Raw genomic sequence first — 20763 nt, 5'->3', positions numbered from 1 at the left:
CCGCAACGGCAGCACGATCGTTGGGAGAGGGAATGGCTGAGACACACAATCCGCGCACCTGGGTGATCACGGGCAGTTCGACGGGCTTTGGCCGGTTGCTCGCCGAAGAGGTGTTGAAGGCTGGCGGCAATGTCGTAGCTACGGCGCGGAAGGTGGAGCAGATTGCGGACCTGGAACAGAGGTATCCGAAGCAGGCGCTGGCGTTGCCGCTGGATGTGACGAACCAGGCGCAGGTGGATGCGGCGCTCGCAAAGACGATTGAGCGGTTCGGGCGCGTGGATGTTCTGGTGAATAATGCGGGCTACGGCGTCGCCGGAGCGATTGAAGAGGTCTCCGAGGCAGAATTGGCGCCGATGTATGAGACGAATGTCTTCGGGTTGCTGCGCGTGACGCGGTCGTTTCTGCCGCAGTTGCGAAAACAGCGCAGCGGGCACATTCTGAATCTGTCGTCGATTGGCGGCGTGACCGCCGGGCCCGGCTGGGGGCTTTACCAGAGCACGAAGTTCGCCGTGGAGGGGCTGTCGGAGGCGCTGGCTGGCGAGGTTGCTCCGCTTGGGATTCGCCTCACGATCATTGAGCCGGGCCCGTTCCGCACGGACTTTCTGGGACGGTCGGGCGTTGAGGCCTCGACGCGAATTGCAGACTACGATGCTACTGCGGGCAATGCGCGCCGGTACATGAACGAGCAGGACGGCAGGCAGCCGGGCGATCCGCTGAAGGCGGTCCACGCGATGATGCAGGTCGTGGAGTCGCCGAATCCTCCGCTGCGGCTGCTGCTGGGTGCGGGAGCGCTGAAGCGTGTGCGCGAGAAGCTCGACAGGTGGCAGAAAGAGATGGCCGCGTGGGAAGAGACGACGGTAGGCGCGGACTTTCCGGAGGGCCAATGAGCGAAGGCCCGATCAGGACGATCTTCTGGGACATCGGCGGGGTGCTGCTGACCAATGGCTGGGACGTGAACCAGCGAGCGCGAGTGCTGTCAGGGCTTGGCGTCGACTTGAAGGCGTATGAGGCTGTCCACGACAGCGTGAACTACTTCTGGGAGCGCGGGTTGATGTCGGCGCGTGACTTTTTCGAGAAGACGGTGCTCGGAGCGAATCCGCAGTTGAAGGTGAGCTTCGAGGAGCTGTGGAAGCTGGTCTGCGGGGAGAGCAGGGTGCTGCATCCGGAGAGCTTTGAGATCCTCGAGGAGCTCAGGGAGAGCGGGCAGTTTCGGCTGGCTACACTCAATAATGAATCACGGGAGTTGAATGAGTACCGTCTGAATACGTTTGGGCTGGGCCAGTACTTCGACTACTTCATCTGCTCGGGCTCTGTGCACGAGATGAAGCCGCTGGCGGAGATCTACCGCGCAGCGACAGATGTTTCGGGCCTTCCGCCGGAGACGGCTTTGTTCATCGACGACAAGCAGGAGAACTGCGATGCTGCGTCGGCGATGGGAATGCACGCGATTCGCTTCGAGTCGCCGGCACAATTGCGCGCTGCGCTCGCTGAGTGCGGCATTACTGTTCAGGTTAGTTAAGGAAAGGAAATCAATTATGGAACTGGGAATTATTGGGCTCGGCAAGATGGGCTTCAATATGGCGGAGCGCCTGAAAAAGGCGGGTCACAAGGTAGTCGGCTTCGACTACAACAAGGACACGACGGCGAAGCTGACGGCCAGCGGAGGGCTCGGCGTGAACTCGCTCGAAGAGCTGGTGAAGAATCTTTCTGCTCCGCGCGCGGTGTGGGTCATGGTGCCTTCGGGCGATCCGGTGGACCACACGATCGCAAGTCTTGAAGGGCTGCTGTCACAGGGCGACACGATCATCGACGGCGGCAACTCGAACTACAAGGACACGCAGCGAAGGCATGCGGCTGTGACGGCGACCGGGCTGGAGTATGTGGACTGCGGGACCTCCGGCGGCGTGTGGGGCCTGAAGGAGGGCTACAGCCTGATGATTGGCGGCGACAAGGCTCCCGTGGAGCGGCTGAAGCCGATCTTCCAGGCGCTGGCGCCTTCGCCGACCGAGGGCTGGGGACACGTTGGGCCGTCGGGCGCGGGGCACTTCGTGAAGATGGTTCACAATGGTATCGAGTATGGCCTGATGCAGGCGTATGCGGAGGGCTTCTCGATCATGAAGGCGAAGGAACCGCTGGCGCTGGACCTGACACAGATCTCGCATATCTGGCAGAAGGGCTCGGTGGTGCGGTCGTGGCTGCTGGATTTGACGGCGGATGCGCTCGACAAGAATCCGACGCTGGCGGGGCTTGAGGCGTGGGTCCCGGACTCGGGTGAGGGACGGTGGACGGTGATGGAGGCGATCGACCTGAACATCTCGGCGCCTGTGATTACAGAGTCGCTGATCCGGCGGGTACGCTCGCGTGAAGTCAATAACTTTACGGATCGCATGATCTCGATCATGCGTGGCGCGTTTGGCGGCCACGAGGTCAAGAAGGCCGACTAGCAAGACTCTAAGCACGAAACAAAAGAGATCAGGAAGACAAGAGGGTTATCGATATGGCTACCACACAGGTTCAAGTTACTCCCGATGTTGCCGCGGCTGCACGGAACGCCGAGCGCACGCCGGATCCTTGCATTGTCGTTATCTTTGGCGCCTCGGGAGACCTCACGAAGCGCAAGCTGCTGCCGGCGCTCTATCACCTGCAGCAGGCGAACCTGCTGCCGCAGGACTTCGCCGTCGTGGGTGTTGCGCGGCGGTCTCTGGAGAAGACGTTCGCTCCAGACATGAAGGACGGCATCATCGCCGGCGGCGGTGTCGAGTTGAGTGATCCGAAGCTCGCTCCGTTCGTCGATCGCATTCAGTACCACACGATGAACTTCGACGACGCGGGAGGGTACGACGCGCTCAAGAAGAAGCTGGCGGAACTGGATGGCAAGTTCAACACGAAGGGGAACCGGCTGTTCTATCTGGCGACGGCGCCGGAGTACTTCTCCGACATCGTCAACTCTCTCGGTCAGCATGGTATGGCGCAGCCTACGGAAGAGGTGGACGGCAAGACGCCGTGGGTGCGGACCATTATCGAGAAGCCGTTCGGGCATGACCTGGAATCGGCGCGTGCACTGAACGATGAAGTCAACAAGGTCTTCAATGAAGACCAGATCTTCCGCATCGATCACTATCTGGGTAAGGAGACGGTGCAGAACATCCTCGTCTTCCGCTTCGCCAATGGCATCTTTGAGAACGTCTGGAACCGCAACTACATCGACCATGTGGAGATTACGGCGGCCGAGTCGATCGGCATCGAAGGGCGTGGGCCGTTCTATGAGACGGCCGGCGCACTGCGCGACGTGGTGCAGAACCACGTGATGGAGCTGCTGAGCTTTGTCGCGATGGAGCCTCCGGTGTCGTTTGAGGCGGCGGCTGTTCGCGCGGAAAAGGTGAAGGTGTGGAAGGCGATTACGCCGATCCATCCGGCAGACACGGTGCGCGGCCAGTATGGCCCGGGTATCGTCGACGGCAAGCCTGTTCCGGGTTACCGGCAGGAGGATCGCGTGCATCCGCGCTCGCAGACGGAGACCTACGCTGCACTGCGGCTCGAGATCGAAAACTGGCGCTGGGCCGGGGTTCCGTTCTACATTCGCGCAGGCAAGCGGCTGGCGAAGCGCGTGACGGAGATCACGATTCAGTTCAAGCAGCCGCCGATGCTGCTGTTCAAGGGCGCGGAGGGCCAGTGCGGCGAGGGCATCAAGCCGAACCGCATCTCGATGCGCATTCAGCCGGACGAGGGCATCTCGCTGCGCTTTGGCGCGAAGCTTCCCGGGCCGAGCATGGACATCAGCCCGGTGGAGATGAACTTCAACTATGCGGATGCGTTCGGCAAGTCGTCGGCCAATGGCTACGAGCGGCTTCTGCTGGATGCGATGCTGGGTGACGGAACGCTGTTTGCGCACCGCGACGGCGTCGAGGCGACATGGGCATTGATAACCCCGATTCTTCAGGCATGGGCGGCAAGTCCGATGAAGGACTTCCCTAACTATGCCGCGGGGACCTGGGGACCGTCGGCTGCCGACGCGTTGCTCGAGTCCGAGAACCGCAAGTGGCGCAAGCTGTAGGAAGACAGTTCTTAGCTTTTAGCCTCCAGCTTTTCGCTGGAGGCTAAGGCTGAGAGTGAGTTTTGCGTGGGCCTGATGAATGGAGAACATTCGCAGATCCACCTTCATTGGCTAAGAGCTAAAGGCGAAGACGAGCAAATGCCCCGACCTGTTACCGTCACCTATCGTATCTCTCCGACGCCTGCTGAAGTTGCCGCGGCTGCGGCGCAGCTCTTCACGGATGCTGTTCGCAAGGCTGCTGAGGCCCGCGGGATTGCCCGTGTGGCGATCTCCGGCGGCACGACTCCCAAAGCGATGTTCGCGCTGCTGGCCGATCCATCGCAGCCGTTTGTGAAGCAGGTTCCATGGGACAAGCTCGACCTCTACTGGGTGGACGAGCGCTGTGTTCCTCCCGACCACCCGGATTCGAATTACAAGATGACGCGCGAGGCGCTGCTGTCGAAGGTGCCTCTGCCGGCTGAGCGCATCCACCGGATGGAGGGCGAGCTGGAGCCTGAGGAGGCCGCTGCGCGGTACGAGGCGGCGATCCGCAATGGCTTCAAACTGGAGGGCGCCGAGACCCCTACTTTCGACCTGCTCCTGCTGGGCATGGGCGACGACGGGCACACGGCCTCACTGTTCCCGCACACACAAGCTCTCAACGAGATGAGCCACATCGTTGTGGCCAATCACGTTCCGCAGAAGGACACCTGGCGCATCACGCTGACCTGGCCGGTAATCAACCAGGGCAGGCAGGTCGCCTTCCTGATCGAAGGCGCGGGCAAGGCACAGGTGCTGCACGATGTTCTGCTGGGGCCCTACCAGCCGGAGACTTACCCGTCGCAGATCATCCGGCCGGCGAGCGGGCAACTGTCCTTCTTGCTCGACCGGGCTGCAGCAGCTAAGCTTCCTGCACCGGCAAAAGGCGACTCTGCCGGAACTTTGGAGCTCAAGTAGATGATTCTTGCTGGCGACGTTGGTGGCACAAAGGTCCATCTGGCGCTGTACGACTTTGCGGAGGGCAGGCTGCACCCGATCCGCGACACGAAGTTTCCTGCGCACGATTATCTCAACCTCGATTCGGTCGTCCAGGCGTTTCTCGCCGGCGATGCGGACACGCCGGCGACGGACCCAAAGAAGATTCTCGCAGCGTGCTTCGGCCTGCCGGGGCCGGTGCGCGAGGGTCGGCTGAAGCTGACGAACCTGCCGTGGACGCTCGATGTGCGCGACCTTTCGAAGTCGCTGGGGATCGAGCATGTCTTTCTGATCAACGATCTCGAAGCCAATGGCTACGGCATTCCTGAGCTCGCTCCGGACCAGATCTTTACCCTGCACGCCGGCGATGCGACTGCAGTGGGGAACCGCGGGCTGGTCTCGGCGGGGACAGGGCTTGGCGAGGCGCTGTTGATCTGGGATGGCAAGAAGCACCGGCCTGTGCCTTCGGAGGGCGGTCACTGCGACTTCGCCGCGCGCACGGAACGCGAGGTCGATCTGCTACTGTATCTGCACGGCCAGCTCAATGGGCGCGTCAGCTTTGAGCGCGTTGTCTCCGGCCTAGGGATCAAGAACATCTATGAGTTTCTGCGCGACGTGGAGAAGCTGGACGAGCCAAATTGGCTTCGCCAGCGCATGCAGTCCGAGGACCCGAATGCGGTGATCGGTGAGTGTGCCGAGGACGGCTCGAGCTCCATCTGCTTTGAGACGATGAAGACCTTTGCCTCGGCCTACGGTGCGGAGGCCGGCAACGTTGCGCTGAAGGTGCTGGCGACGGGCGGAATCTATCTCGGCGGAGGCATCGCGCCGAAGACGCTGAAGACGCTGCAGAGCGGATCCTTCGTTCATGCCTTCATGGACAAGGGACGTATGTCGCCCCTGCTGCAGGCGATTCCTGTGCGCGTGATCCTCGATGATAGCTGCGCCCTGCTGGGGGCGGCGGCCTATGCCGAGGCGCGAGCGGCGGAGATCTGCGGCCGCTCTGAAAGGGCCGAGTCTGTCGCGCTTGCCTGACGGCCTGGGCCGGAACTGGTCACAAATTCCTTCGGACAGTTGAGGGGGCAGGCGCAGCCGGATGCCAGAGAGCCCTCCGTTTGCGTATGCTGGAAGGGTATGTTCTGTAACGCAGCGCTTCGCCGCCCCCTTCCAGCCCTTGCCATCGTCCTGACCGTATTCTCCGCAGCCATCGCAGCGCGTGCCCAGCGATTGCCGGGTGGCGTTCACCCGGAGCACTACTCGCTCGTCCTGACGCCGGACCTTAAGGCCGCAACCTTTACCGGCACGGAGACGATCGACGTTGTGCTCGATGCTCCGAGCAGCGCGATCACGCTGAACTCAGCCGAGATCAAGTTTGTCTCCGTGACCGGCACGCCGGCCGGGTCGCATGCAGCCGAGCAGGCCACAGTCACACTGGATGAGGCAAAGCAACAGGCAACCTTCACATTCGGTCAGCCGCTTCCCGCCGGCAAGGTGACGCTGGCCGTTGCGTACAGCGGCATCCTTAACGATCAGCTTCGCGGCTTCTATCTCTCGAAGACGAAGGCGCGTAACTACGCCGTGACGCAGTTTGAGCCGACGGACGCGCGGCGGGCCTTCCCGAGCTTCGACGAGCCTGCGCTCAAGGCGACCTATGATATCTCACTTGTCGTCGATGCAGGCGATTCGGCGATCTCGAACACCAATCTGCTCTCCGACACTCCCGGCCCAGTGACCGGCAAGCACACGCTGCGCTTTGCGACGACGCCGAAGATGTCCACGTACCTGGTGGCTTTTCTGGTCGGGGACTTCAAGTGCACCTCGGGCAAATCGGACGGCGTGCCTATCCGCGCCTGCTCCACGCCGGACAAGGTGGAGATGACGAAGTTCGCCGTCGAGAGCGCGAAGTACATCCTGCACTACTACGACGAATACTTCGGCATCAAGTATCCGATGCCGAAGCTCGACATGGTCGCGCTGCCGGACTTTGAGGCTGGCGCGATGGAGAACTTCGGCTGCATCACCTATCGCGAGACCGATCTGCTGATCGACGAGAAGACGGCCGCGATTCCTGCGAAGAAGCGAGTCGCCGTGGTGGTAGCGCACGAGATGGCGCACCAGTGGTTCGGCGACATGGTGACGATGCAGTGGTGGGACAACCTGTGGCTCAACGAGGGCTTTGCGACGTGGATGGAGACCAAGGCGGTCGCGAAGTGGCGCCCGGAGTGGAACTACGCGCAGGACGAAGCCCAGGACCTCGACGGCACGTTGTCTCTCGACTCGCAGCCGACGACGCGGACCATTCGCGCCAAGGCTGAGACTCCGTCGGAGATCAACGAGATGTTTGACGGCATCGCGTACGGCAAGGCTGGCGCGGTGCTGGGCATGGTGGAGAAGTATCTGGGAGAAGAGGTCTTCCGTCAGGGCGTGCACAACTATCTCGCGGCGCACCTCTACGGCAATGCGAGGGCCGAGGACTTCTGGAACACGCAGACCGCGACCAGCCACCTTCCCGTCGACAAGATCATGGAGAGCTTCATCACGCAGCCGGGCGTGCCTCTGCTGACCCTCTCAGCACAGCAGTCGGGCGGCGTGCCGGTCACGCAGAGCCGCTTCCTGCTCACTGCCGCGCCGGACAGCAGGACCGCGCAGAAGTGGACGGTCCCGGTCTGCCTGAAGACTGCAGGTCAGCCGGTTTGCCGTGTTCTTACGCCGGAGGACTCCGCCCTGCCAATTCCTGCTGACGCGAGCCTGCCGCTGCTCTACATCAACGCTGGCGGCAAGGGCTACTACCGCACCGCCTACACGCAGCAGCAGTTCGACGCGATTGTCGCGAAGGCCGAGACGGCGCTGACTCCGACGGAGCGAATCGGGCTGATTGGCGACCGTTGGGCGCTTGTGCGCAGCGGCCAGGGCAGCGTGGGGGACTACATGAACCTCGTCCTTGCGCTCAAGAACGATCCCAACGCTATGGTGCTTCAGACGGCGCTCGACAAGGTGAATAGATCGATTGATGCACGCATCGCAACCGATGAAGACCGCGCCCGGCTCGCGAAGGTGCTTCGCAGCGAGTTCGGCCCGGTGTACGCCGCGCTGGGAGCGCCGGAGAAGAATGAGCCGTTCGACCGGCAGCAGCTTCGCGCCACACTCTTTGAGTTGCTGGGCAACGCGAAGGACCCCGCTGTGCTGGCGCAGGCCCGCGAGTTGACCGAGCGCTCGTTTGCTCCAGGAGCGCGGAAGGACAAGACGCTGGACCCGCTGCTCACGGACGCCGCGATCCTGATCACGGCGGCCAATGGTGACGCGGCCCTTTACGACAAGGTGATGACAGCGAGCAGGGATGCGTCCAATCCGGATGCGCAGTCAGATGCGCTGCGAACGCTGCCGCGCTTCCGCGATCCCGCGCTGGTGAAGCGGACGCTTGATTACACCGTCTCCGGCGAGGTTCGCAATCAGGACAGCTGGATTCTGCTCTCGGTGCTTCTCGTCCAGCGCGATACGCGGGATCAGGCCTGGGACTACATCCGGCAGAACTGGGACAAGGTCCACGCGCAGTTCACGACCAACTCCGGTGGGCGCGTTGTCGCCGCCACGGGAGCGTTCTGCAGTGTCGACCGGCGCGACCAGGTGACGAGCTTCTTTGCGACCCATAAAGTGGACGCCTCCGAGCGCACGCTTTCCCAGTCCGTCGATGCCATCAACGCCTGTGTGCAGTTCCGTTCGACGCAGGAGCCGAGCCTGCAGCGCTGGCTGGAGGGGCGCCAGAGCACGTCGGCTGCAGGCGGGAACTGAGAAGGGAGCGCCCGCACCGCGCCTGTGGGGCCCAGCCTGGCTGCTTCTGCTGGGCTGTTGAGATACGTGCCTCACGGGTGCGCTCATGCCGGTATTCGGCCACTCCCCTGACCGGGAACGGTACAGCCTGACGCTTTGGCTCGTTGCGTGCTTGCCCCGGCGAGAGCCCTGCTTTATGGGCTGATTCAGACGCGGCGGCGGGGGAGAAAACTGTCCGGAAGGCCGCGTCTTTCGTTGCCAATTGCGGCGCACCGCGCGGGGAGAAGCTCCTTCTGCGCAATGAGATAGGTCGTCCGGCTTGCCTCCATCTAAGCGAAGGAGAGAGTAGTTAACCAGGTACCGGCGATTAACAAATGCTCTTGAATTCCATTGTTCGGTTAAGCTTAAGCGGAATCTAATACTCCACAAAAGTGTTACAGAATGGGCCATTTCGTGCGTTGACTTTCAAATAGTGCACCGGTAATTTCCCAATTGAGGACACCTATGAAGAACACTTCGTTCCTGGTTTTCGCTCTCGCGCTTTTTGTAACGGCTGCCCTCCCGCTGCACGCACAGGACGGTTGCGTCAACTCCCCTGAAAACCCAACCGCAATTCTCGCCGTTGTCGGATCCGCCGGTGCGTTCTTTGTATCGGCCCGCGCACGCATCAATGCACGCCGCAAGTCCAAATAAGAAGTAAGCCCGTTTCTCTTCTCTCAGCCCACAAGCGGATCTTCGAATGTCTACACTTCCTGCGGCTGATGTTAGCCAACGCCTAACGTCACGAGCGCTAAGGCTGTCCTCAGGACAGGCCGCAGGAATTGCAGCGTTTCTTGCCCTCCTTGGGTTGTCGACCATCTGGTCGACGGTCACCACCCTGTGGGGCATGTGGATGACGGATGCGCTGAAGTCGATCGGAATGATGATTCCGCTGGTCAGCTTCGTGCTGATCCTCCGTGCCTGGCGTTCGCTGGACTGGGAGATGGACGGGAGATGGTGGGGGCTGGTGATCCTGGCCGTCACGGCTGCGATCGGTCACCTTCGCGAGCAGGCCGTGCTCGTCTTCGTCCTGTCGCCGCAATGGAACATCTACATTCCGCCAGCTTCGCTGTTGGCCTTTGCATATGGGGCGGGAGTGGTTCTGCTCTTCGGCGGGCCGCGTCTCTTCCGAGCCGCGCTGTTTCCGATCGTCCTGCTCTGGTTCGTCAACCCTGTTCCGCACGTCTTCAACGTCTTCGTCGACCTTCCGCTGCAGCGGATCTCGGCCCACGTGGCTCGCGCCTTCGCCATCGCTCTGGGCCAGCCACTGACTCCCGACCAGATGCGCCTGATGTTCACTCCCGACTTCGGCATGTTTATCGCGCCGGGGTGCAACGGCATCCGCGGAGCGGTGACGATGGGCTTCATCGCGCTGGTCGCCGGTTATGTCTACCGCTTCCGCTGGCATGCGCACGCCGCTGTGGTCGCGGGAGCCATCCTGCTGGGGTACGTTTTCAACTTTGTGCGGCTGTGCACGCTGGTGCTCTACTACATCGTCGCGCTGCGTATCAGGTGGCTCCGGCCCCGGGCGGAGATGGGTGACTACATTATCGGCGCGTGCCTGTTTCTCCTCGCGAGCTTCCTGCTCTTCTACGTCATTCGCCGTCTTGGCGACTCGCCCCGGCAGGTAAAGCCTGAGGCTCCTGAGGAGATGGCTCCGGCGACCGCTTCCGGTTCGCCTGGGCTGCGACTAGTCGCGATGACGCTGTTCGTCCTCTTCGGCTGCTATGGGGTGGCGCATGCGATGCGATCCGGCCATGCCTCGAACGCCGCCGAGACAAACTCGAGCCCAGGCGCCCTGGGTCCGTTCCCGAAGCAGATCGGCGCTTACACGCTGGTGCGTTCGTGGAACGAGAACCTCAACAGCGGTGCGCTGCTCTTCCACTGGGCAGACTACGCTCCGGCCGGCGGGGGAACGCATATCGCCGTGGGAGTCTCTCCGGTGCTTGGCGCGCATGACACGCTCATCTGCCACTCGGCGCGCGGCGAAGACCCGCTGTGGCGCGATCAGCTCACGGTGACGATGGCAAACCAGGTTCCGGTGAGTTTCAGCATGTCGTTCTATGACAGTGCGACTCAGTCTCTGGAGGCCACGACCATCTGCAGTGGCAGCTCCTGCGGCGAGTATACGAGTGAGCGCAGGCATTTCGGGTTTGTCTACAGCAGGCCCGATCCGAAGGCCATATTCACGCGGGACCCGCAGCGGCCGATTCCCATTCTGCTCAAGGCCGAGACGGCAGACACGTCCATGCCATCTGATCTCGCGCGTCAGGAATTGGGCACAGCCATGAAGGGCTTCCTCGCCTCGGCTAACCTCGATCTTCTGACCCAGCCTTACCGGAGCCGGTAGACTGGGGTGGCTTCTTCCAATAGGTGTCCATGTTCCTGGTGAAGGTGAAGTCACATCGCTCATTTCTTGCTCTCGGTTTGGTCGTGGCCAGCCTTGTCGTCCTGACGGTCTCCGGTTGCGGCTCTGGAGGCACACCGTCGGGCTCTGGGCCGGGCGCGGTATCCGGCTATCCGGGGCAGAGCTTTACCGGCAAGGTGATGGCGGGGAGCCAGCCCGTGGTGGGAGCCACCGTGCAGGCCTACGCTGCCGGTACGTCAGGCAACGGCTCGACGCCTACCTCGCTTATGACAACAACCCTCACGACGGATGCAACCGGAGCCTTCACGGTTCCCGCGTCCTATAGTTGTCCCTCGGCGACGTCGATGGTCTATGTGGTCGCGCACGGCGGAAAGGTGGGCACCGGCTCTGCCAACGCGACGATTGTACTGGTGGATGCCATCGGGGCCTGCAACGGGATTACGTCGGCGGAGAAGTTTACCGTCAATGAGGTGACGACCGCTGCCTCCGCGTGGGCTCTGTCGCAGTTCCTGTCTGCGGGAGGCAATGTCGGCGCCAGCTCAACGAATGCCAGAGGTCTCAGCAATGCCTTCGCCACGACGGCAAGCCTCGCAGACCCGTCTGCGGGAACCTCGCCTGGATCGGCCTTCCCGAGCAACGGAAGTTCGCCTGCGGCCAGGATCAACACGCTCGCGAACCTGCTCAACACCTGTGTCGCGGCGACGGCCTCCTCAACCGCCTGCACGCAGCTCTTTGCGGCGGCGACCGTCAGCGGCTCAACGGCTCCTTCGAACACGCTCGATGCCGCGCTCAATCTCGTCCGCAATCCGGGCAGCAACGTTGCCACGCTGTATAGCCTCTCGACGGCGAGCACCGCATTTCAGCCGGCCCTTACTAGCGCACCTGCGGACTGGACGCTCTTCGTCAACTTTAATGGCGGGGGAATGAACGAACCCACGGGCATCGCCGCCGACTCCAGCGGCAACATCTGGGTGGCGAACTACTTCAATGCGGCCTCCGAGTTCTCGCCGACCGGCAAACCGCTCTTCGCTAACGGAATCACCGGCTCTGGGCTGAACTCCTCCTACGGTCTTGCCATCGACAGCCTGGACAACGTCTGGGTCCCCAACGAGAACAGCCCCTACGCCGTCAACACCGCGCTCGGCACGGTCACGGAGCTGAACTCGAGCGGCCAGCCTGTCTCCGGAGCGACAGGCTTCAGCAGCGGTGGCCTGAACTATCCGGTGTCCATCGCGATTGACACTAATAGCACTGCCTGGGTCGTCGACTACGGCAACTCCCGCGTCACGTTGCTCTCGAGCACGGGCCAGCCGCTCTCCGGAACCTCCGGCTACATTCCACCGAGCGGAGCGGACTCCGGCCTCGCCTTTCCTGTCGCCGTCGCCATCGATGGAAACCACAATGGCTGGATCGCCAATGAGGGCGGTGACTATCTCACGCGCATCTCCGCGGACGGCAAGCAGTTCACCAACATTCACTGCTGTGACAGCCCGCAGGGATTGGCGATCGATCAGCGAGGCTATATCTGGGCCTCGAACTTCTACGGCGACAGCATCAGCGAGATCTCGTCTTCGACGAACGCCGTTGTCTCCTCCGGATACACCGGTGGAGGGGTCGTGCATCCGGTCGGCCTGAGCATCGACGGCGCGGGCAATGTGTGGGTCGCCAACTTCCGTGGCAACTCGTTGAGCGAGCTGGCCGGGTCGGCCTCGAGTGCGCCCGGAAAGGCGCTCTCGCCCGCAGCCGGATGGGCTCCGGACGCGGCACTGCTGGAGGCCTATGGCATCGCCATCGACGCCAGCGGCAACGTCTGGGTCTCGAACTTCGGGAACAACTCGATCACCGAGTTCGTGGGTCTTGCCGTTCCCATCAAGACCCCGGTCATCGGGCTTCCTCAGCTTCCGTAAGAGCAGAAGCCGCCGGCAATCTACCGGCGGCTTCCTGTTTCATCTCCAACGCACGACTATGGATTCAACCGCACCATCACCACGCCGTGGCTCGGCACGTCGGCGGAGAAGCTGCCCTTCACGTTGCTTGACAGCTTCTTCGTCCATAGGTCCCTCACCGTTGCCGAGAGCGAATCAGGATAACCAACGTCCGTCCATGAAGCGGAGATGGATGCTGTCGCCGCGCTGCGGTTCACCAGCGCCACCGCACGCCCGCCGTCGCTGAGCTGCTTCGACCACACTTCGAGATCGCCGGTCTTCTTTACCCTGCGGGCCTGCTGTCCGAGCGCATCCTGATCGATCGCGATGACGTCCTTGTTCAGCAGAATCTCCTTCGTCTCCGGCGACATGTTGGAGATGTCATTGCCGGCCAGCAATGGCGCAGAGAACATCGCCCACATGCTGAAGTGCGTTTTGTACTCCTCGTTCGTCATGCCGCCGTTACCGACCTCGAGCATGTCCGGATCGTTCCAGTGTCCCGGCCCCGAGTAGCTCTCAATCCCATCCATCAGGTCGAGGATAGGTGCAATGCCGCCGCCACCCCACGAACGCTTGCAGTCCCAGCAGTCCTGAATGTCGGGCGTTGCGCGCCACAGATTGCCGACCTGACCGGCCCACAGCCACGGCTTGGTCGAACCCCACTCGCAGATGCTGAAGACGATCGGCCGTCCCGCCTCACCCAGTGCATTGCGCATCAGTGTGTACGAGGACTCGCTGTTCTGGCCCGGCAGTGTGTTGCACCAGTCTTCCTTCAGGTAGTCGACGCCCCACGCCGCGTACTGCTTCGCGTCCTGATACTCATGTCCGATGCTTCCGGGTCGCTTGGCGCACGTCATCGTCCCCACATCGGTATAGAGGCCGAACTTCAACCCCTTGGAGTGAACGTAATCCGCCAGCGCCTTGATGCCGGAGGGGAAGCGCTCGGGGTCAGCGAGGATGTTGCCTTGCGCGTCGCGGCCAACCTGCCAGCAATCGTCCATGACGACGTACTGGTAGCCGGCGTCCTTCATGCCGCTCGAGACCATGGCATCGGCCGTCTCGCGCACCACCTTTTCGTTCAGGCCCTTGCAGGCGTACTTGTTCCAGCTGTTCCAGCCCATCGGTGGCGTTCTCGCCAGACCGTTATCAAGCGCGCGGCCCGCCATGGGAGCCGAGACCAGCAGCATCAGCACGAAGAGTCCTCGTGAAATTGGAAGACTGATACGCATCAGAAAGCACCGCCTTTTTAAAAACCGGTATGAACGCAAACATCGCGTCGGGAGAATTCTACCTCCTGCGCTGTTATAGGCTAACGCTCTCTTTTATCAGGCAAAAGGATGTACCGTTGGACTTCTACCCTTCGCCCACCCGCCTCAAGCGGCGAAAGCCTGATCGTCACGCCTGGCCGAGCCGCTTTTCGTAGCAAAGGAACCGCAGTCCGGGTCTGAAGCCAAGCCCTATCTCGCCCGCCAGCACGTATCCCAGCTTGGGGAAGAGTCTCTGGGTCGCTTCATTCTGTGTATTCGTATCAATGCGCAGTACGGAGATCCCACGCTCCACCGCGACTCTCTCGGCCTGCTGCAACAGTGCCTGCGCTACGCCTGCGCCGCGAAAGTCCGGATGCACGGCGAGCCGGTGTACAACCACGGCGGGCTCTTCGATGTCCCAGCCCACCTGCGCATACTCGGGCTCCTGATCCGTCGTCACCGCGGCGACTCCGGCAACCGAGCCGTCGATCTCTGCCATCCACAACTGTACCAGCTCGATGTCCCGCGTGAAGACCTCTACATTCGGATAGCTTTCGTCCCACTGCAGATTCCCCACGGCCCTCATCAGCGGAACGACCTTCCGCACCAGAGCCATCAGTGCGGGAAGGTCTTCAAGCGCAGCCAGTCGAATCTGCATAACCCAGCCTAACAGCATCTCAGGCGCTGAAATTTCTGTGCTCTTGTTGCGCTTCAGGCTAGACTGTTGGCCATCTTGAAGACTTTCCTCATGCTGCGTCTAACTTGTTCTCTCGCTGCTCTTGTCTCGTTCGCGCTCACCGCAGCCGGCCAGCAGGCCGCGCAGCCGCCTGTCCAGAACGTGGCCAAACCTATCTACGGCTCGGTTACGGGCCGCGTCACTTGCGAGAACAACGTTCCGGCGCGCCTTGCCAGCGTGACGTTGCTGCCCATCACTGACGCGCCCGATTCCCGGACGCCCACGCAAAGCGATGGCCGTTCTCAGCAGTTGATGCTTACGCCTGTCGATACCGGGCTCGATGGCAGCTTCACCATGCCGCGTGTCACGCCAGGCTACTACTATGTCGTTGTCGAATATCCAGGCTACATCTCGCCAACCGCGCAACTCACCAGCGACGACCTTGCACACCCTTCGTTGGAGATGCAGAAGTTCATCGCCAGCGTGCTACCTACTGTTGCAGTTGATCCGAATCGCATCAGCAATATTGACATTCAGTTGCGGCGCGGCGCTTCCATCAGCGGTTTCATTCGCTACGATGACGGCAGTCCGGCACCCGGTCTTAACATACGCGTTCGCCGTAAGGACAGCAGCGGCAAATGGGTTGGTGTCAGGATTCAAAGCGTCGCGGGCAAAAATCGCCCCGCCTCCGACGACCAGGGCCGCTATCGCATCGTCGGTCTGCCCGCAGGCGAGTACATCCTTGAAACCAGCCTTGAGGTCAGCGAGAATTACATCACCCACCTCTTCGACAGCGCCACAAGCTCTGGCGGTAGCTCCTCTGGCAGCACGAAATTTGGAATACGCATCTACTCTGGCGGCGAGACCCGCCAGCGGAACGCCACACACATCAAGCTCAATGATGGCGAAGACGACTCCAACGAGGATATCGTCATTCCCATCTCAAAGCTGCACAGCGTCACCGGAGGGATCGTCCAGGCCCGCACCGGCCGCGTCGTCAATGCTGGCACGGCGGTTCTTCTTTACCCGGATGACAACTCCGAGGCAGCTTCGGCCAAGGTTGACAAGGACGATTCCACCTTTCGCTTCGACTTTGTTCCCGAGGGTAACTACATTCTCAAAGTCACCAATGCGCGCGATGTCAGCCGTGAGGAGATACCGAACGGCCCGCCGGGAACCTTTCCGCCGACGCACACGAAAGAAACCACGATCAAGACCTACGGTCCTCAGCAGCAGCCCATCGTCATCGCCGGAGACATGACTGGCGTGGCCATCGCTGTTCCTGATGAAGCCGCGACATCCAAAGCCGCGCAGTAGACTCACATCATCCGAAACCGTTCCCGCATCAACCGCTGAAAGCGCGGCCTCCATATCAGGTCGTACGCCAGTTCCTTGCCGGGAAACATGGTGAGCGCTGCCTTCCGTGAGTCGGCGATCATCTGCGATGCCTCGTCCACGGTGAGCGACGCGTCCTGCGCGATCACCTGCATCACCATGTTCATCATGATTTGCAGCCGCCGGATCAGCTTCTGCTCTTCTGCCATCTCCTCCGGACCAGGTACAACGACGTCTTTCCCAGATTCGTCCAAATCCATAGGCTGAGCCTCCGCTGCTCTCCACACTACTCCGAAACCTCGGCCCGGCGCATCCTGCCTTCCACAACTTAAGTGGCAGGAGCCGACGCAGGTTCCGCACATTGTTTTTGTCTTGCGTCAGTCGGCGGCGCCTACAACCTCACGAATGCTTCCGTCGCGTCCGATCAAAAACGTCGTAACGCCGAACTGGTCCGTTCGATAAAGCCTCGTCGCTCTGTCAGCAATCCGTTCAATCACCTCGAATCGCGGATGCCCGAACGTATTCCCCCGTCCCACTGAAACCACGGCATCCTTCGGCGCGGCGGCCGCCAGGAAGTCCGGCGTCGTCGACGACCTGCTACCGTGGTGCCCCACCTTCAGCAGCGTTACAGGATCCACACGATGCTCAGCCACCATAGCCTGCTCGCTCGGAGCTTCGGCGTCGCCCTCCAGTAGTACCGAGCCCGCGCCATAGTCCACGCGCATCACCAGCGAATCATTGTTCCGTGGGGCACTCGCATTTCTGTAGTCCCCATCAGGAGCCAGCACGCTCACATGCGTCCCGCTCCAGTCCATCGCGTCGCCCGCGTGATGGTGCCGTACGGAGACACCGAGCTCTGCCGCTTCGGCCAGCAGTGCACGATACGCCTCTGAGTCCGGATCGATGCTCACCCACAGCTCTCTTGGACGGAAGCTCCGCATCACGGCCGCCATTCCTCCCATGTGATCGCTGTGCGCATGGCTCAGCACGAGCACGTCGAGCCGTCGTATCCGACGCGACCACAGATAAGGCGACACGACCTCCTCGCCTACGTCGAAGACGCTCATCGCCGATGCGGCCTCGTTCACTCCACCCACTGGTCCGCCTGCATCCACCAGCATCGTCTCGCCCTGCGGGCTAACGACCAGCAGTGAATCACCCTGTCCTACATCGATCGCCGTCACCTCGAGCTTCCCATGCGAGACCAGCGCAGGCTCAGGCCACAGGACAAGCACAGTCACCAAAGGCAGCGTCATCACAGCAACCCACGCCCACGCGCTGGATCGACGCACCGCCCAGCAGCAGAAGGCCCACGCCGCGACGGCAAACAATGCGACCCACCACACCGGTGCGGGTACGCGCACATCGGCGGTATGCAGATGACTCACGTGCCCGATCACCCATTCGATGCCGTGAAGCAACATCGCTGTCACGGCAGCCGGAGCCGCCGCCAGCGGTGGACTCACCAACGCTGCGCAGAACGTTACGATGGCCAGCGGAGCCAGCACCCCGACCACAGGCACGGTCACTATATTGGCCGGCAATGCAAACAGAGTCGCGCGATGGAAGTACATTGCCATCGGCAGCGCCATCACCATCTCGGCAACTACTCCAATCAGCGCCAGCTCCGCGACCCACAGCAGAAGCCCCAGCAGCATCGCAGGGAGCCCGTATGACCAGTTTCCGAGGAGACGGTTCAGCATCTCGCCCCACAGCCGCAGCATCACACGAAACTGTGCCACCGCCGGGCGAAGCGCCCGGTCCCGCCAGAGGTCGCGAATGTTCTCAGCCGCACGTGCGTACTCCAGGAAGCCGCGCTCTCCCAGCGGCACAGCAATCCCGCCAATCGCGACGATCGCAAGAAACGTCATCTGGAAGCTAGCTTCGAACAGACTCGCCGGCGACAACACCAGCTCAGCCAGCGCCGCCGCACCAAGCGCGTTCAGTACGCTGCGTTCGCGCGCGAGCAGCCGCGCCGTCAGAAACACCGCCGTCATAAAGAGCGCTCGCTGCACCGGTGCGCCGAAGCCTGTCAGCAGGGCATACGCCGCCGTCAGCAAAAGTGTCAGCGGTGTAGCCAGCCACTCGCGTACTCGCAGCCGCCGCGCAATCCACAGCACCATGCCTGCCAGCAACGCCACATGCATGCCGGAGACGACGAAGAGATGAAACGACCCCGTGCGTTCAAAACCCAGACGCAGCACGTGATTCAGCCGAGTGCGATCTCCAAAGAGCATTGCGTTCAGCATTCCGGCATCTTCTTCCGTCAGGCGCATCGCTTGCGGCAGACGCCGGTTCGGGCGCGAGCGCACAAAGCCGAGCATCTTTCCCGAGGCCCAACTCTGCGCGGCATACAGGCGGCACTGCAGGCTCGGCGCTCCGCTCTCGATCACGCGCAGCTTCGCGGTACGCACACTCGCATGGACTCCGATGCCCTGCGCCAGCAGAAAATCCGCATACTGCCACGCGCCCGGGTCGCGATAACGTTCCGGCACCTTCAGCCGCATCGGAGCGTCGACGATGTCGCCACAATGAAGCGCAGGCAGCGCCGCATCGCTCGCCAAGACCGTCACACGCACGCCGCCCTCGACAGGCACCATGCGCGAGACATCCGGCGTCACCTCCTCGACAGCCTCCACCTGCACATCCAGCGAGACCGCTTCAGCGGCCTCAGGCTCCCGCTCGATCCACCACGCCGGATCGTTGTCCTGATCGGCAGCCTTCGTGCGTGGCGGAAGCTCCCGCACGCGCACGACGCGGCCCCGAACCTCGCGGCTCAACCCATCGGCGTACTGCTTCAACTCGGTCTGCGCAGCAGGAACCGGCCGCAGTTGCCAGCAACAGAATCCCGCCGCGATCCACAGTCCAGCCACAGGAACCACGGCCACGCGGAGCGACCACCGCAGCGCTGCCATCGCAAGCACGAACAGCAAACTCACAGCCACCAGCAGAACCACGGGCTCGTGCCAACTGCGCGCCATCGCCATCCCCAGCGCGAACCAGCACGCAGCAACCAGCACCGGAGCTCTTCGAAATCGAAGCCGCTCGACATAGCTTTTGGCCCAAAGCTCGCGTGTTGTGGTTGCCAGACCCGCCCCCGTCGTCGCTACGCCGTCTCTCGCCGAAGAACCGCAACCGTCTCCTGATGGAAGGTCTGCGGAAACAGGTCCACCATGTGCAGCTCGGCCAGCGTGTAACCGGAGTCTACCATCGCCTTCAGGTCACGCCCCAGCGTCACCGGATCGCACGAGACGTAGACCATCTCGGGAGCGCACACCCGCGCCAGCAGCGCGCAGACCTCCGCACCTACACCGGCCCTCGGCGGGTCCATCACTACCAGTTCCGGCCTCTCGCGCTCGAGCACCGCGCGGCGCAGAAACTCCACCGTCGTCGCATTCACGGCGACGCGGCCCTCGCTCTTGAAGCTCCGCGCCAGATCATCCGCCGCTGCCTCTACCGCAACCACTCGCGCAAACTGTTTCGCCAACACGCGCGAGAACAGCCCGACTCCAGCGAAGAGGTCCCACGCAACCGATCCACCGCGTCCCCCTGTCACAAGCCGCACCAACTCGTCGATCAAAAAGCGGTTCACCTGAAAGAACGCGCCGCGGCTCACCCAGTAGCTCTCGCCCGCCGCGTCACAGCCCATTCCGTCCGCGCCCCACGCCGTACCCGGCCGCATGCGCTGCGTCTTGCGATTGCGGCCCGCGCTCGCTATTACCGAAACGCCAGCGCCCACAAGCTCAGGAACTCTCTCGCGCAATCTCTCGCTGAACCTCTCAAATCCCTTCGCAGGTTCGCGCTCGACGAAAAGGAGCATCTGCAGCTTCGTTTCTCCGGCATTCGTAAAGAACTCAACCTCAAGCGCAGATCGCAGCCACTGCGCATCCTCGCTCAGCAGCGTGAGCAGAGCCTGAGCCGCGCGCCACAGCAGCGGCGAAGCGATTGGGCACATCTGCACCGGCAGGAACTCCGACGATCCGCGTCGCAGATACCCCACTCGCAACACTCCGTCCACCTCGGCGAGTCGCAGCCGTATTCGGTTTCTGTAACCCCACGGCTCAGCTGTGTGCGTTACGATCGCCGGCAACTCCGAGAGGCCCGCTCGCTCAAGCGACTCTGACAGAATTGCCCGCTTCATCGCAAGCTGCTCGTCATAGGTTGCGTGCTGATACTGGCAGCCGCCGCACACACCGAAGTGCGCGCACTCCGGCGCTACTCGCGCCGATGAAGGCTGAAGGACCTGCACCAGCTCAGCTTCGCGCCGCCCGCCCCCCGTCGAGACCTCTCTCGCCTCGACCGTCTCGCCCGGCAGCGTGAACGGCACAAAGACCGAGCCATCGCTCAGCCGCGCCAGTCCATCTCCGCCGTAGACTACCTTTTCAATAAGTAACTTCATC

Annotated in this window: 16 protein-coding genes; 11 read left to right on the top strand and 5 right to left on the bottom strand. The window is 62.2% G+C overall.

The features are described 5' to 3' along the window. The first annotated feature begins 32 nt into the window (after positions 1-32). The 10 genes from OHL16_RS13610 to OHL16_RS13565 all read left to right on the top strand — a co-directional run bounded on the left by OHL16_RS13610 (position 33) and on the right by OHL16_RS13565 (position 13087). Complete coding sequence (locus tag OHL16_RS13610) at positions 33-887, top strand: oxidoreductase (protein WP_263367715.1); 855 nt, start codon at positions 33-35, stop codon at positions 885-887. Next, positions 884-1519: an HAD family hydrolase gene (locus tag OHL16_RS13605; protein WP_263367714.1), complete on the top strand. Its 636-nt coding sequence runs from the start codon at positions 884-886 to the stop codon at positions 1517-1519. Before OHL16_RS13610 ends, OHL16_RS13605 begins: the two co-directional genes overlap by 4 nt. Before the next feature lie 16 nt (positions 1520-1535). Then, positions 1536-2444 carry a phosphogluconate dehydrogenase (NAD(+)-dependent, decarboxylating) gene (gene gnd, locus OHL16_RS13600; RefSeq protein WP_263367713.1) on the top strand — a complete coding sequence of 303 codons (909 nt, stop codon included), beginning with the start codon at positions 1536-1538 and terminating at the stop codon, positions 2442-2444. A gap of 53 nt (positions 2445-2497) precedes the next feature. Next, on the top strand, positions 2498-4054 hold the full coding sequence (zwf, locus tag OHL16_RS13595) for a glucose-6-phosphate dehydrogenase (RefSeq protein WP_263367712.1): 1557 nt from the start codon (positions 2498-2500) through the stop codon (positions 4052-4054). A gap of 138 nt (positions 4055-4192) precedes the next feature. Then, positions 4193-4990: a 6-phosphogluconolactonase gene (pgl, locus tag OHL16_RS13590; protein WP_263367711.1), complete on the top strand. Its 798-nt coding sequence runs from the start codon at positions 4193-4195 to the stop codon at positions 4988-4990. Continuing rightward, the gene (gene glk / locus OHL16_RS13585) at positions 4991-6040 is read left to right on the top strand and encodes a glucokinase (RefSeq protein WP_263367710.1); all 1050 of its coding nucleotides are present in this window, start codon (positions 4991-4993) and stop codon (positions 6038-6040) included. It begins immediately after the preceding gene. A gap of 99 nt (positions 6041-6139) precedes the next feature. Then, a complete protein-coding gene (locus tag OHL16_RS13580) occupies positions 6140-8794 on the top strand; it encodes a M1 family metallopeptidase (protein WP_263367709.1) in 2655 nt (884 codons plus the stop codon). Between the two features lie 483 nt (positions 8795-9277). Further along, the gene (locus OHL16_RS13575; protein WP_263367708.1) at positions 9278-9466 is read left to right on the top strand and encodes a PExPT-CTERM protein; all 189 of its coding nucleotides are present in this window, start codon (positions 9278-9280) and stop codon (positions 9464-9466) included. Between the two features lie 46 nt (positions 9467-9512). Continuing rightward, entirely contained in the window at positions 9513-11162 is a 1650-nt protein-coding gene (gene xrtJ, locus OHL16_RS13570; RefSeq protein ID WP_263367707.1) for an exosortase J, read from the top strand. A 29-nt stretch (positions 11163-11191) separates the two neighbouring features. Next, positions 11192-13087 (top strand): NHL repeat-containing protein, encoded by a 1896-nt coding sequence (locus OHL16_RS13565; protein WP_263367706.1) that lies wholly within the window; start codon positions 11192-11194, stop codon positions 13085-13087. A 56-nt stretch (positions 13088-13143) separates the two neighbouring features. Here the strand turns inward: OHL16_RS13565 and OHL16_RS13560 are convergent, their stop codons facing one another. Continuing rightward, positions 13144-14334, bottom strand: a complete 1191-nt coding sequence (locus OHL16_RS13560; protein ID WP_263367705.1) for an alpha-amylase family protein — start codon at positions 14332-14334, stop codon at positions 13144-13146. Between the two features lie 166 nt (positions 14335-14500). Continuing rightward, positions 14501-15010 (bottom strand): GNAT family N-acetyltransferase, encoded by a 510-nt coding sequence (locus tag OHL16_RS13555; protein ID WP_263367704.1) that lies wholly within the window; start codon positions 15008-15010, stop codon positions 14501-14503. A gap of 90 nt (positions 15011-15100) precedes the next feature. On the opposite strand from OHL16_RS13555, the gene OHL16_RS13550 reads away from it, so the two are divergent. Then, positions 15101-16345, top strand: a complete 1245-nt coding sequence (locus OHL16_RS13550) for a carboxypeptidase-like regulatory domain-containing protein (RefSeq protein ID WP_263367703.1) — start codon at positions 15101-15103, stop codon at positions 16343-16345. Between the two features lie 2 nt (positions 16346-16347). On the opposite strand, the gene OHL16_RS13545 is transcribed toward OHL16_RS13550, so the two are convergent. The 3 genes from OHL16_RS13545 to rlmD form a co-directional block, all read right to left on the bottom strand. Next, positions 16348-16623, bottom strand: a complete 276-nt coding sequence (locus OHL16_RS13545) for a hypothetical protein (protein WP_263367702.1) — start codon at positions 16621-16623, stop codon at positions 16348-16350. A gap of 117 nt (positions 16624-16740) precedes the next feature. Then, on the bottom strand, positions 16741-19383 hold the full coding sequence (locus tag OHL16_RS13540; RefSeq protein ID WP_263367701.1) for a ComEC/Rec2 family competence protein: 2643 nt from the start codon (positions 19381-19383) through the stop codon (positions 16741-16743). Positions 19384-19469: 86 nt separating this feature from the next. Beyond that, on the bottom strand, positions 19470-20762 hold the full coding sequence (gene rlmD, locus OHL16_RS13535) for a 23S rRNA (uracil(1939)-C(5))-methyltransferase RlmD (RefSeq protein ID WP_263367700.1): 1293 nt from the start codon (positions 20760-20762) through the stop codon (positions 19470-19472). Between the last annotated feature and the right edge of the window lies 1 nt (position 20763).

Source organism: Edaphobacter bradus, from assembly GCF_025685645.1.
GTDB classification, from domain to species: domain Bacteria; phylum Acidobacteriota; class Terriglobia; order Terriglobales; family Acidobacteriaceae; genus Edaphobacter; species Edaphobacter bradus.
The sequence above is the reverse complement of the archived record's forward strand: the minus strand, read 5'-3'. Positions and strand labels throughout refer to the sequence as shown.